Annotated in this window: 14 protein-coding genes and 1 pseudogene; 4 read left to right on the plus strand and 11 right to left on the minus strand. The window is 44.7% G+C overall.

Annotation, left to right across the window (positions count from 1 at the left end; translation table 11 throughout):
• The first annotated feature begins 66 nt into the window (after positions 1–66).
• Positions 67–1,053, plus strand: a complete 987-nt coding sequence (locus tag K2Q13_RS07355) for a malate dehydrogenase (protein WP_292920424.1) — start codon at positions 67–69, stop codon at positions 1,051–1,053.
• Between the two features lie 29 nt (positions 1,054–1,082).
• Here K2Q13_RS07355 and K2Q13_RS07360 read toward each other — a convergent pair whose 3' ends face one another.
• Both K2Q13_RS07360 and fur read right to left on the minus strand, forming a co-directional pair.
• Positions 1,083–2,357 (minus strand): lytic murein transglycosylase, encoded by a 1,275-nt coding sequence (locus tag K2Q13_RS07360; RefSeq protein WP_292920412.1) that lies wholly within the window; start codon positions 2,355–2,357, stop codon positions 1,083–1,085.
• 2 nt (positions 2,358–2,359) lie between these two features.
• On the minus strand, positions 2,360–2,800 hold the full coding sequence (fur, locus tag K2Q13_RS07365) for a ferric iron uptake transcriptional regulator (protein WP_292920413.1): 441 nt from the start codon (positions 2,798–2,800) through the stop codon (positions 2,360–2,362).
• 75 nt (positions 2,801–2,875) lie between these two features.
• Here fur and bamE point away from each other — a divergent pair, with 75 nt between their 5' ends.
• From bamE to K2Q13_RS07380, 3 genes are read left to right on the plus strand one after another with little or no spacing between them, the layout of a single operon-like run.
• Entirely contained in the window at positions 2,876–3,277 is a 402-nt protein-coding gene (gene bamE / locus K2Q13_RS07370; protein ID WP_292920414.1) for an outer membrane protein assembly factor BamE, read from the plus strand.
• Between the two features lie 52 nt (positions 3,278–3,329).
• Positions 3,330–4,136 carry a 4-hydroxy-tetrahydrodipicolinate reductase gene (gene dapB, locus K2Q13_RS07375; RefSeq protein ID WP_292920415.1) on the plus strand — a complete coding sequence of 269 codons (807 nt, stop codon included), beginning with the start codon at positions 3,330–3,332 and terminating at the stop codon, positions 4,134–4,136.
• 9 nt (positions 4,137–4,145) lie between these two features.
• On the plus strand, positions 4,146–4,949 hold the full coding sequence (locus K2Q13_RS07380; RefSeq protein ID WP_292920416.1) for a symmetrical bis(5'-nucleosyl)-tetraphosphatase: 804 nt from the start codon (positions 4,146–4,148) through the stop codon (positions 4,947–4,949).
• Here the strand turns inward: K2Q13_RS07380 and K2Q13_RS07385 are convergent.
• The 9 genes and pseudogenes from K2Q13_RS07385 to K2Q13_RS07425 all read right to left on the minus strand — a co-directional run.
• A complete protein-coding gene (locus K2Q13_RS07385; protein ID WP_292920417.1) occupies positions 4,900–5,694 on the minus strand; it encodes a lysophospholipid acyltransferase family protein in 795 nt (264 codons plus the stop codon). The genes K2Q13_RS07380 and K2Q13_RS07385 overlap by 50 nt on opposite strands.
• Before the next feature lie 158 nt (positions 5,695–5,852).
• The gene (locus K2Q13_RS07390) at positions 5,853–6,170 is read right to left on the minus strand and encodes a transcriptional regulator (protein WP_292920418.1); all 318 of its coding nucleotides are present in this window, start codon (positions 6,168–6,170) and stop codon (positions 5,853–5,855) included.
• A 47-nt stretch (positions 6,171–6,217) separates the two neighbouring features.
• Complete coding sequence (locus tag K2Q13_RS07395; protein WP_292920419.1) at positions 6,218–7,174, minus strand: sodium-dependent bicarbonate transport family permease; 957 nt, start codon at positions 7,172–7,174, stop codon at positions 6,218–6,220.
• Between the two features lie 306 nt (positions 7,175–7,480).
• Positions 7,481–8,755, minus strand: a complete 1,275-nt coding sequence (locus K2Q13_RS07400; protein WP_292920420.1) for a HAMP domain-containing sensor histidine kinase — start codon at positions 8,753–8,755, stop codon at positions 7,481–7,483.
• A complete protein-coding gene (locus K2Q13_RS07405; protein ID WP_292920421.1) occupies positions 8,736–9,425 on the minus strand; it encodes a response regulator transcription factor in 690 nt (229 codons plus the stop codon). The genes K2Q13_RS07400 and K2Q13_RS07405 overlap by 20 nt, the downstream gene beginning before the upstream one ends.
• A gap of 29 nt (positions 9,426–9,454) precedes the next feature.
• Complete coding sequence (hemE, locus tag K2Q13_RS07410) at positions 9,455–10,528, minus strand: uroporphyrinogen decarboxylase (protein ID WP_292920422.1); 1,074 nt, start codon at positions 10,526–10,528, stop codon at positions 9,455–9,457.
• A gap of 313 nt (positions 10,529–10,841) precedes the next feature.
• Entirely contained in the window at positions 10,842–11,963 is a 1,122-nt protein-coding gene (locus K2Q13_RS07415) for a deoxyguanosinetriphosphate triphosphohydrolase (RefSeq protein WP_292920423.1), read from the minus strand.
• Entirely contained in the window at positions 11,956–13,056 is a 1,101-nt protein-coding gene (gene aroB, locus K2Q13_RS07420; RefSeq protein WP_292920425.1) for a 3-dehydroquinate synthase, read from the minus strand. Before aroB ends, K2Q13_RS07415 begins: the two co-directional genes overlap by 8 nt.
• 60 nt (positions 13,057–13,116) lie before the next feature.
• A pseudogene (locus tag K2Q13_RS07425) lies at positions 13,117–13,686 on the minus strand (shikimate kinase); the annotation flags it as partial.
• Between the last annotated feature and the right edge of the window lie 291 nt (positions 13,687–13,977).

Here is a 13,977-nt window from a genome sequence, read left to right on the forward strand (position 1 = left end):
TGCTCACTATTCCCCATATACCGCCAATTTTCCAGTCTATTGGTGGCTTCTCGAGGATTGGAAAAAATGAAATCGCCTATTCGTATTGCTGTCACCGGCGCAACCGGACAGATTTGTTATAGCCTGCTATATCGCATTGCAGCCGGCGACATGCTGGGTAAAGATCAGCCGATTATTCTGCAATTACATGATATTACTGAAGCGCAGCCTTTTTTTGACGGCATCGTCATGGAATTGTACGATTGCGCTTTTCCGCTGCTAGCGGGGATCATCACCACTGACAATCCTGAAGTTGCATTCGAGAATGCAGATATTGCCCTGTTGGTGGGCGCGCGGCCGCGTGGAGAAAATATGGAACGCAAGGATCTTCTTGCTGCCAACGGCCCCATATTCATTGCACAAGGGAAAGCACTCAATGCTGTTGCCAAGCGCAATGTTAAAGTATTAGTCGTTGGCAACCCGGCCAATACGAATGCTTATATTGCTTTAAGAAATGCACCTGATCTTGATCCAGGAAATTTTTCTGCAATGCTAAGATTGGATCACAATCGCGCATTGTCGCAAGTTGCGCTGAAACTTGGAGTGCCTGTGTCAGATGTTAAACGAATGATCGTTTGGGGGAATCATTCAAACACACAATTCCCTGATCTGAGTCACGCCATAGTGGGAAACAACAAAATTTCCTCGTTGATAAGCGATTCTGCATGGATAGAAAATCACTTTATTCCAGTGGTACAAAAACGCGGCGCAGCAATTATCGATGCGCGCAGTGGCAAATCGAGCGCGGCTAGCGCAGCCAACGCAATTATCAATCATATGCAAAGCTGGATTTTTGGTACTCAAGAAGGTGATTGGGTCTCGATGGGCGTACCTTCGAACGGATGCTATGGCATCCCGAGTGGAATCATCTACAGCTTCCCTGTCACCTGCCAAAAAGGTCAGTACACAATTGTTGAGAACTTGGAAACAAATCAATCAGATCAAGCAAAAATGCAACAAAGCTATCAAGAATTAATTACGGAACAAGAAGCTATTAAACATCTTCTGGCTTAGGAACCAGATCACCCGTTATTTAATGGTTTCTAGCGAGATGCCATACTGGCCGCATGACGAATCGCAGTTAACAAAACCATGTCCAAATGCCCGTCAGCGATACGCTGCGTTCTTTGCTGAAAATGACTGATTGCCTTGCGAGTAGCTGAACCCAATATACCATCGGCTTCACCTGCATCAATGCCTAATGCCAATAAATCCATCTGAAGCTGGCGTACTTGTTCGCGAGATATTTTATCTGTATCAGTCGGAGGCATACGACGCAATGCAGCGGCACCAGCAATACGATCCGCCAAATGGCCAACTGACAATGCGTAAAACTCTGAACGATTCCAACGCATAATGACGTGAAAATTCCTTGAAACCAAAAAAGCCGGCCCCTGATGACCGGAAGGCACGAGCAAAGCAAATTTTTGCTCACTCGGTGTTATAGGTGCTCCAGAAGCTGTGGTAACGCCTAACTTCACCCATTCTGCCAGACTTAACATATGATCGCGCCCAGCTAGCGCATAATCAAATGATGATGGCAATCGGACTTCCTGCCCCCAATCCAGTCCAGGCGTCCAGCCCAATTGTCGCAAGAAGTTTGCAGCAGACCCCATAGCATCTGGAATACTTCCCCATAAATCACGACGCCCATCGCCATCGACATCTTTGGCATAGCTTAAGAAAGTCGAGGGCATGAATTGCATATGGCCCATGGCGCCTGCCCAGGAACCGATCATCCGTTCATGAGAAATATCCCCTGCATCCAGAATTCGCATCGCATTGAGTAGTTCCTGCGTAAAAAAGGCGCTTCGACGCGGATCACAAGCTAATGTAGCCAACGAATCGGTTACTGACCAATCACCAAAATATCCACCGTAATTAGTTTCCAATCCCCAGAATGAGATCAAATATTGCGCAGGAATACCCGTTTCTAATTGAATTCTTTCTAATAAGGTGCGGTATTGCGTCAATAATGCTCGACCACGTTGAACACGTTCATCACTGATGCGCGTATTAAAGTAACCAGCGAATGTTTGCGTAAATTCAGGCTGGCGCCGATCCAGTTCAATCACACGAGGAATGTGCTTGACCTTATCCAAAACTTGATTGACGGTTCTATCTGAAATGCTTTCGGATCTCGCCAAAACCTTCATTCTGGAAATACAATCCCCGAAACTGACAATATCAGCATAAGCAGATGGCAAAGAAATCAACCCTGCTAACACAACAACAATACTTAAACAGAATTTCTTAAAAGCCGTACGTTGTGCCAAGAAGAATTTAATTAAGCTTGGTTGTGCGGTAATCGCAGACATAGTTATTTTTTATATGGGCAATTGAGTTTAATACAGTCGGCATAAAGTGATAGCGAATGCTCTTGCAGGGTAAATCCGCGTTCTTTTGCTATGTTTATTTGGCGTTTTTCTATTTCCGAATCGTAAAATTCTTCTACACGCCCACATTGCAGACAGACCAAGTGATCATGATGACCGTCTCCCTTTAATTCAAATACTGCTTTACCGCTTTCAAAGTGATGTCGCTCAAGTAGGCCGGCTTGTTCAAACTGCGTGAGCACACGATATACAGTCGCCAATCCGATATCCTCACCTTCATTGAGCAACTCTTTATAAACATCTTCAGCAGACAGATGCCGTACACTGCTTTGCTCAAATAAATTCAGTATCTTGAGTCTTGGCAACGTGGTTTTGAGACCCATATTCTTAAGATCTATACTTTTCAGACTGTCAGAGCTACTCATGGTTATTTCTATCCGGAAAATTATTTACTGTATCATATAGTGCTGTGTTCACTTTGAAAACATACTATTTATAAAATGGCTGTAAAATTTTCTGCATTGCTTATTTTCCTTTTATTTACTGGATGTTCATTTCTTCCTCATATTCTATACAAAATTGATGTTCAGCAAGGCAATGTTGTTTCAGATGAAATGCTGGAAACACTAACCCTAGGCATGACTAAATCCCAAGTACTCTTTGTCATGGGCTCTCCACTGATCGTTGATGCTTTCCGCGAGAATCGCTGGGATTATGTTTATCTAATGCGAGAGAAAGGTGACTTGTCCGAACATAAACGGTTAACACTTTTTTTTGAAAACGATACTTTAATCAATATCGAAAATTATATGCAATTTTCGCAAGAAACCACAAAAACTAAACCAGTCGAGAGCAACTCTGATAATAATGAAACCAAGTCGGATGACAAAGTAAGGTTATAACTCGACAAAATTAGTTATTGATTATTAAGCTCAAGATCATTGTAGGAAACAAATGACAACTCAAAGAATTGCGATCTCCGGCTGTTCCGGACGCATGGGTCGCACACTGCTAGAAGCCGTCACACAGGCACCGGATATGCGATTAACAGCTGCATTGGAAAGAGCGGGCAGTCCTTACCTGAACAAGGATGCAGGTGAATTAATAGGAACACACTGCGATGTCCCAATTGCCAGTGATTTCGCGGATGCCTTAACGGGTTGTGATTATCTGATTGACTTCACTCGACCCGAAGGCACTTTAGCGCACCTTTCTATTTGTCGGAAAATCGGGGTGAAAATGGTGATTGGCACAACCGGTTTCTCAACCGAAGAAAAAGATCAGCTCAAAACAGCCGCAAAAGAAATCGCCATTGTATTTGCACCCAACATGAGTGTCGGCGTGAATATCACATTCAAATTATTGGAAATTGCCGCCAAGGCACTGAATGAAGGCTATGATATTGAAATAATCGAAGCGCATCATCGACATAAAGTCGATGCGCCATCCGGCACCGCTTTACGCATGGGAGAGGTGATCGCGCAAACTTTACAGAAGGATTTGAGTGCAGTAGCAGTTTACGGCCGTGAAGGTATCACTGGTGAAAGAAACCCGGAAACAATTGGTTTTTCAACCATTCGCGCAGGGGACATTGTAGGTGATCATACCGCGATGTTTGCCGGCATCGGCGAACGCGTGGAAATTTCTCACAAAGCCAGCAGCCGCATGACTTTCGCCATGGGCGCATTGCGCGCAGCGCGTTTTCTGATTGACAAACCCAACGGATTGTACGATATGCAGGATGTGCTGAGCTTACGTTAATACCCTGTTATGGCAACCTATGCAATAGGTGACTTACAAGGCTGTTTTGTCGACTTCCAACGGCTGATCGATTTGATCCGTTTTGATCCCGCGCAAGACAAACTGTGGTTAGTGGGGGACATCGTAAATCGCGGCCCTGATTCATTGCCATTATTGCGTTATATTAAACAAGCCGATGACACCATACTGATGGTATTGGGCAATCATGATTTACACCTGTTAACGGTTGCCGCAGGAAAAGCAAAAAAACACTCCAATGACACTATCCAACCGATTCTTGACGCACCAGACCGGGAAGAATTGCTGCACTGGTTGCGGCACCAAAAATTATTTCATTCCGAAGGTCAATATGCCATGGTGCATGCAGGCCTGTTGCCGTCCTGGTCAATTGCACAAGCAAAGCAGTTAGCTCATGAAGTCGAAAATGCCTTGCAACAAGATAATTCTCAAGAGCTATTTTCCTCGATGTACGGCAACGAACCCGATTACTGGCAAAACGACTGGACGGATTATATGCGCTTGCGGATTATTATTAACGCCATGACACGAATGCGCGTATGCACGTTAGAAGGCAAAATGAATTTTACCTATAAAGGAAATTTACAATCCATTCCATCCGGCTATTTTCCCTGGTTTAACGTACCCCATCGGGCCAGTCAGGATTGCACTATTATTTGTGGTCACTGGTCAGCACTAGGATTGCACATGACAAACAATCTGATTGCATTGGATACGGGTTGCGTTTGGGGCGGACAATTAACTGCTATTCGTCTCGAAGACCGGAAAGTTTTCCAGCTTCCTTGTGCACAATAGGCAACGACAAAGTATCGGCAATTGCTTGTTCTGATAAGCGCGCCAATTCGCGGCGATTCTTCGTGCCACACGAAATCGGCAAATTAAAAGTCAGCTCTGCATCAATTCGTGTCTGACTTAGTATTTGCTGCAAAGACAGAACCAGCGATGGCTCTAGGTATGCTGCTTCTTGGCAAATTTCGCCTGTATTATTACGATATCGAATCGCGACAGGATACAACAATGCATCGGTTATCACTGCTGATTGCAGTAGCGACGCATGAAAATGATTGAGTTGAGTACCGTCCGATGTCGTGCCCTCAGGAAATACGGTAACTCGCTCCCCCCTCTCCATTGCTTCACTAATTTGTTGATTGATGCGCATGGTGTCAGCGCGTTTTGCACGCTCGATAAACAGCGTACCGACATTTCTACTCATTCGGCCTAAAATCGGCCACTGGTTGATTTCCGCCTTGGCCACAAAGCGAGTTGGACAAGCCGCCATCAATACACAAACATCCAACCAAGATACATGATTAGCCGCCATCAGTACGCATGGAATTTCCACCGTAGGTAATCTTCCATGGCATTGCAGCCTGATTTCAAGTATAGACAATAAACTACTTGCCCAGCGTTGCATCATTTTGCGTTGAATGGATAAAGGAAAGTAGGCGTACACCAGCGATTGCAATAAACCTGAGGTAACATGCAACAGTAAGCGTGTCAGGCGAATAAAGCGCAACAACACAGGGGTATTTTTTTGCATGAACAGTGATGAACGGTCGAGCTATATTTGATGACGATAATGATTACACCAACCGCATCAATATTCTTTTACGGTAGATTGAAAATGCTGTAATACGCACAAAAGACAACTTGTGCATATTACAGCATCCTTACAATGTATTTATAGAAAACGAAGGGTCAGTAAGAAATAGGCGGCCCTTCAAGCCAGAGACAATCCGAAATCAAGCACATTCCACCGAAACTTTTTAATGCTGGTCTTAGTCCGTCAACGACCTTTTGTGCTTGATCTCCTTTACAGGCGAGCACCACCATAATATTTTCTTCCTCCATCAATACATCATCAGGGTCTCGCACACCTCGCGATCCGAGTCCGCCGACATTTTTAAGAAGACTGTAGCCACGCACTCCAGAGTTATCTAATATTTCTACCAATTCCTCGAGTTTTTCAATACCAACGACAATCTCGAATCGTTTCATTGCGATTGTATTATTCATAATTTATCTTCCCGAAAGGTCAATCATCATTCAAAAATTAATAACTTCTAAACAGGTATGGTATGAAACCAATGCGACATCTCCCAGTAAATAGGTACACCCAGAAATATATTAAAAGGAAATGTCACGCCCAGTGAAGCGCCGATTGAAATTGCTGGATCCGCATCTGGAACCGCAATGCGCATGGCCGCGGGCGCCGCGATATAAGAACAACTGGCATACAACACCGCCAATAACATGGTACCGCCTTCCGACAAGCCAAATATCCAACCCAGGTAAGCACCGAATAACCCTGCCATCATTGGGAACAGTATACCAAATGAAATCAAGAATACACCTTTTGCCATAACGGCTTTCAATCTTGATGCTGCCAGCAGGCCCATTTCCAACAGGAAGAAAGCCAAAACGCCCATAAACAAGTCCATGAACATCTTGTCCAGAGGCTCAACCATTTTCACCATCCCGGCGTAATAACCGATAATCACGCCCGCTACCAATAGGTATAGACTGGTACCGGTCAGAATTTCGTGCATCAACTTACCCCATTTGGTTTCCCCACCGCTCGCGCCAGCACGTGCCAGAATCGTACCAGTCACCAATGCCGGTATTTCCATCAGCGCCATAATCAACACCATATAGCCCTCGGAATACTCATCCTTGGCAGCCAGAAAAGCCACCCCCACGGCAAACGTGACCGCGCTCACCGAGCCATAATGCGCGGAGATCGCCCCCGAATCCGCTTGGGTGAATTTGCCGATGAATCTTAATATTGGATAAGCTGTTAATGGAATCAGTGCCGATAAGACAACCATAGCGGTTGCGATGGGCAGCACCTCCATGATTTCGTACTTGGACATCGCCACACCGCCTTTAAAACCGATGGCGATCAACAGGAATAGACTCAAACTCTTATATAACGCTTCAGGTATTTTCAAGTCAGACTTGATTACTCCTGCCAAAACCCCAAATACAAAAAACAAAACAACTGGTTGTAGAGTTGCCATGCAATACTCCCTAATTTATTGATTAGATATAATTTTTGTTTATAAAAAATTCTTCTTTACTACCATATCCTTCAAAGTAACGTAAATTCTGCATAAAAAAAAACCCCAGGAGCTTTGTAGTTCTTGGGAGATTCAATTTATTAACCGCGATTCTACGAAACGTAACCACCTAGTTGGTGCAGACGACGATAAGAAACACTCGTGCTAAATCTTAAAACCCGTGACTGAATTGCTCTTCACACAGAAACGTTAACACAAGAAATGTGAAGAAATCGTGAAGACAACAGAAGACTATCTATCCAATTATTAAGGAAAAATGATGTGAAACGTGGTGCCTTTGCCGGGCGTACTATCCACTTCAATATCCCAACTATAATAATTACAGATTCGTTTAACAATCGCGAGCCCGATACCCAGTCCTTCCCCTTGTTCAGAGCCGCGAAAAAATCGCTCATAGAGTAGGGGCAAATAAGCGGGTTCTATTCCAATGCCCGAATCTGAAATGGATAATCGATGATCGTTAAACTCAACATGAATAAAACCGTTTTCAGTGTATTGCACTGCGTTTCGAAGCAGATTCATTAATGCGGTATGTAATGCCTGACGATTGACTACAAGTGTCACCGAGGGGTGAATGTTCACTTCAAATTTTAGTTTTTTCCGGTACATTTCGGAACATATCGGCTCAACTGCATCAAAAACACATTCAGCCACAGCAACGGGCTCGGTAACACCCAGCCCCTGTTCGCGCGCCAGAAACAATAAAGCTTGCAATTGCTCGCCCATACGCGTGGCGGCTGATTCGATCATTTTTATCCGATAATGCACTCTGGTCGGTAATTCGGGCGTTGCGACCAACAATTCACAACTGGTGAGAATGGTAGTAATTGGCGTTCTTAATTCATGACTAACATTAGCCGTAAATTCCTGCTCGCGTTGCAGCATGCGTTTAATTCGATTCTGATAATCATCCAATGCATGAGCAAGTTGCGCAACCTCCTCATCCATATCCGGTTGCGCCAACAATCCAGTTTGGGCACCATCTGTAGCCAACTGACTGACCCTCTCCGCCAAATCAGTGACCTGTTTAACCAGCACCCTGGCTAACAGATAACCCACCAAAAATGCAATGGCAACAACAATAAACCATGAAATCAAGATAATCAGTCTAAGTTTGCTCAAACGCTGTTGATGCAACGCAATTCGATAAGCAACAAGAAATTTCACCCCATCGATCTCACGAATACGAATATGGTAATTTTCAAGACCGTAGTACACGCGATGATAGCCCGAACTAAACCCACGCAGATAAACAGGGATCTGCAATTCATCATCCATGCCGAGAATCACATAGCTTTTAAGATTTGAACCGACCTGAGGAATGAAATCTGAGTGGATTTGGTAGCGCTGAACAAGATGGTCCATTTCCATCTCAATGACTTGTTCAATATGTGCCTCTTCAATATCATCAGAAACAAAGTAGAGAATAATGCACAGCGTTCCGACAATAAAAATGCTAAATGTCGACAGCGCTACCGCAACACGATAGCGCAGGCTATGTTCATTTGGGAATCTGAGCACGAGATGTCAAACAGTAACCAAGACCATGAACCGTTTCGATTGGATCGTAACCGCCCGCCTTGGTTAAAGCACGCCGTAAAATATGCATGTGACTGCGTAATGTATCACTCGTTTCCTGGACATCGTTCCAAGCTTCTAATTCAAGCTCCTCGCGACTGAATACCTTGCCTGGCTCGCTCATCATTAACGCCAGCAAGCGTATACACTTAGGCGGAAGCTTCACATTCGTGTCCTCAAAGCGAATAGACAATGTTTTAGGGTCAAAAATAAGCTTCTCGAATTCTAATGTGCGATTCGCAACTTTGCCGAGATGCCTTTTATGCAACGCTAATAAACGCGCTTCCACTTCTTTTAATGCAAATGGTTTAATAAGATAGTCATCTGCTCCCTGTTCAAAACCTGCCAGTTTATCCTCCAGCGTATCACGTGCGGTCAGCATCAAAATAGGCGTATCAACCTGCGATTCCTGACGTAGCTTCCGGCACAATGTCATGCCATTCATACTCGGCAACCCCAAGTCAAGCAAAATTGCATCAAATCGCTGCGTCACCGCCAAATGCAGCCCCGCAACCCCATTCGCGGCAGCGTCGGCAGTGTGTCCTCTTGATTCCAGAAAATCATAAAGATTGGCCGCAATTGCTAAATCATCCTCAATAATCAAAATATGCATAATCTTTTCCAGCAACGACTCAGATCAACTTAAATGCTCTCCAAGTGAAATTTACGACTCAACGTATGTACCGCTTCTACCAAGGCTGCTGCGTTCTCTGGTGGGGTAAATTGAGAAATGCCATGTCCCAAATTAAACACATGACCACTTCCAGCACCATAGCTCAGCAGTATCTTCTCAACTTCCGCAGTAATGACCTCTGGTGACGCAAATAACACCGAAGGATCAAGGTTTCCCTGTAAAGCGACTTTATCTCCAACCCGCCGACGCGCTTCTCCGATATCGATTGTCCAATCCAACCCTACGGCATCACAACCAATATCAGCAATGGCTTCAAGCCACAAACCGCCACCTTTGGTGAAAACAATCCTCGGAATACGCATGCCATCATGCTCTCGTTTTAATCCGGCGATAATCTGCTGCATATAGCGCAAGGAGAATTCCTGATAGGCCGCATGCGAAAGCGCCCCACCCCAAGTATCAAAAATCATGACTATCTGTGCACCCGATTCGATTTGTGCATTCAAATAAGCGGTCACAGCCTTTGCATTCACATCCAGAATATGATGCAGCAGTTCAGGACGCTGGTACAACATTGTCTTAATTTCACGAAACTCGGTTCCACCGCGCCCTTCCACCATATAGCAAGCCAGCGTAAACGGACTGCCGGAAAAACCAATCAGGGGAACTCGATTATCCAATGCTTTGCGGATCTCCGACACTGCATCCATCACATAACGCAATTCCTTGTTTGGGTCGGGGATCTTTAACGCACGGATCTCCTTTTCCTCTCGTAGTGGACGCTCAAACATCGGGCCTTCGCCCTGAGCAAAATATAATCCCAACCCCATGGCATCAGGGATGGTGAGAATATCTGAAAATAATATGGCCGCATCCAAAGGAAAACGCGCAAGCGGCTGCATGGTAACTTCCGTTGCGAATCCGGGATTTTTACATAAAGCAAGGAAATCCCCCGCGCGCGCGCGCGTTGCATTATATTCTGCAAGATATCTGCCTGCCTGACGCATTAACCAGACCGGCGTATATTCAACAGGTTGTTTCAGCAATGCGCGTAATAACGTATCATTTTTTAGTGTTGTCATTAATAAGCCTAACTCTTATTGTTATTTTAAACAGGCAATTTCCATTAACAGGTTGTTGAAAAACGCTTCCAAGGAAGCCGACAAAGACGAAACGGGCACAAAAAATACTCCACGCCGAACCAATAAACATTTTGAGTCTGTTTTTAACGCAGTAACAACATTGCAGATGGTTTTTCAACAGCCTGATAAAGATTCACCTCTACCAATCAACAATATTACCAGCGAACGGCCATTACGTATATCGCCAAACCAGTATTAATGAACCCGGCGACTCGCATAAAACTGACTCTCGTATCCATCAATTGGTACCAGCCTAGTTTTCAACAATAGCGAACAAGCGTTGATATTCTTTGATTGCATACCGATCAGTCATCCCAGCAATATAATCAGCAATTGCCTGATGCCCCTCTTGATCAAATTTTTTCTGATATTGCGTAGGCAGTAATTTTGTTTCCGAGCTAAAAGCTGTAAATAACTTTTCGATGGTATGGTGAGCTTTGGAACTCATGCGTACCACGCGAAAATGCCGGTAAAGGTTATCGAGCAAAAATTTCTTCAATTCCTGCTGCTGTTTTTTTATTTGCTGGCTAAAACCGATGAGTGGCGGCGCCATATGCACAGTAGCCAAGCTATCAACTTTTGCCTCTTTAATATTACACGTACTTTGCTGAATGAGATCAGTCACCAACGTGTTGATCATACCGCGCAAAGTTTCATAAACCATACGGCGTTCAGGTAGTGCCGGATGTTTCTCTTTGACTTGTTCTAGATGATGCGAAAAAATTGCCACGCCTTCCAATTGCCCCAATGTAATTAGTCCCGAACGTAGCCCATCATCTACATCATGATTATTGTAGGCAATTTCATCGGCAAAATTAGCCAACTGCGCTTCCAATGAAGGTCTCCTTCGCTGTAAAAATCGCTCACCAACAGCGCCCAGTTTCTGCGCATTTTTTCTGGAGACATGCTTGAGTATACCCTCCCGGGTTTCATAGCAAAGATTAAGCCCATCAAAAGCCGCATAACGCTCTTCAAGCACATCAACAACCCGCAGGGATTGCAGGTTATGCTCAAAACCACCATATTCGCGCATGCACTCATTCAATGCATCCTGGCCCGCGTGGCCAAAAGGCGTATGCCCAAGATCGTGCGCCAGTGTAATTGCTTCCACCAGGTCTTCGTTCAAACCTAAATTTCTTGCGATGGAACGCCCTATCTGCGCAACTTCCAAACTATGCGTCAGGCGCGTGCGAAACAAATCCCCTTCATGGTTAACAAATACCTGGGTTTTATATTCCAGCCGACGAAAGGCTGCAGAATGGATAATACGATCCCGATCGCGCTGAAATTCACTGCGACCGGATGGCAATTCCTCATCTAACTCACGCCCTCGAGAATTTTCACAAGACACAGCATAAACAGCGAGTTCATTCATTTGACATACATGCCAGAATCGTTTCATTTAATATTGCCGGCGCGATATCCGCTCTCATCACCGCTTCACCTATCCGATTAAGCACGATAAAGCGCGATTTACCAGCTTCCACTTTTTTATCCAAAGTCATTAGTTGCAAATATTTTTCCGTCGGCATTTTAGGCGCAAAAACGGGCAATTCCGCCTGTAACAAAATTTTTCGGATACGCTGTACATCAGCTTCGCTAATTAGTTTCATGCGGCGTGATAATTCAGCTGCCATCACAATTCCTGCTGCCACGGCTTCACCATGTAACCAAACACCATATCCCATTCCATTTTCAATCGCATGACCAAAGGTATGGCCCAAATTCAGCAATGCTCTAATTCCCTTCTCCTTCTCATCTGCAGCCACTATTTCCGCTTTGTTTTCGCAACTGCGTTGAATGGCCTCATTAAGTATCACAGGGTCACGCGCAAGCAAGCGATGCATATTTTGTTCCAGCCACTCAAAAAAAGCAGGATCGCGGATCAAGCCGTATTTTATGATCTCGGCAAGTCCAGCACGTAACTCTCTATCCGGCAAGGTATTTAAGGTTGCACTATCGGTCAACACCATACGCGGCTGATAAAAAGCACCAATCATATTCTTACCCGATGGATGATTGATCCCGGTTTTTCCGCCCACGGAAGAGTCCACCTGCGCCAGCAATGTTGTCGGTATCTGAATAAAGGGCACACCGCGCAAATAAGTCGCCGCGGCAAAACCGGACAGATCACCGATCACCCCCCCACCCAGCGCCAATATTGTAGTATTCCGTTCGCAATGATTTTCCAGCAGCGCATCAAAAATTAAATTTAAAGTTTCCCAGTTTTTGTGCACCTCACCATCCGGAAGAATAATTGGAACGGAACTCACGCCTTTTTCTTCCAATGCGGCACGCAGCTTACTCAGGTAAAAAGGCGCTATGGTTGTATTACTTACGATAGCTACTCGCTTTTGCGGCAAACAGGAAACGATCAAGTCAACTTGTTGCAAAATTCCATAACCTATATGTATCGGATAACTGCGCTTCTCCGATGAAGGGGTAAAATCGACCGCGATAGTCTGCATGGCATTTCCACGATTGTTCTGCATGATTGTATTGAAATCTATAGATATTAATTTGTTTATCAGTTTCTGTACCAGAAAACGAACCCCTTGTTTGCCGCTGTCAATGATGACATGAGCGGTTTCACGATACAGCGCATCCCGTTGCGCATAGAGTTCATTCAATCGTGCATATAAGTTTTCAGTCGTTTGCAGCAATGGTCTATTTTTATCATGACGGGTGCGTCGATATAAATCATTAACCGATGCACGCAAATAGATGACAATTCCACTTTGTCGCAATAACTGGCGGTTCTCTGTGCTCAATACCGCCCCCCCGCCAGTAGCCAGAATGATATTTTTCTGCTCTGACAATCCAGCCAAAACTTCCGATTCACGCTTACGAAAACCAGCCTCTCCCTCAATCTCAAAAATCACTGGAATCTTTACGCCAGTTCGCTTTTGAATCTCGTGATCGGAGTCAACAAAAACCTTACATAGAGAACTCGACAATGCTTTACCAATCGTCGTTTTCCCGGCGCCCATCATCCCCACTAAAATTATATTGGCATCTCCCAACTTTTTCTGAATGGGTTGCAGCATTTTTGTCTTACTCGAATTCATATCTGCAATTGTAGCTGAAAACCCACACATTGCACGAGGCAAGCCGTTGGCAGACAGAATGAACCAGTATTTAGCCTATAGAAATGCATAGACATCAGGCGCTATGAATCTGAATCTTCACCAGAACTGGTGAAGCATATCATGCTCGTTGCCTTAGTAATATCACATGCTGAAGGCAACTTATGCTCAGTTTTCTAAAATCTAAGTCTCAACACTCAGTACCCGGCGAATCTCATCTGTCTTAAAGCCCAATGCCATCGGACGGCGTACACGGGGCAAAGTAACCACATCATACAACTCCTCAACCACGCCTTCGATGCG

This window comes from Nitrosomonas sp. (assembly GCF_019752095.1).
GTDB lineage: Bacteria > Pseudomonadota > Gammaproteobacteria > Burkholderiales > Nitrosomonadaceae > Nitrosomonas.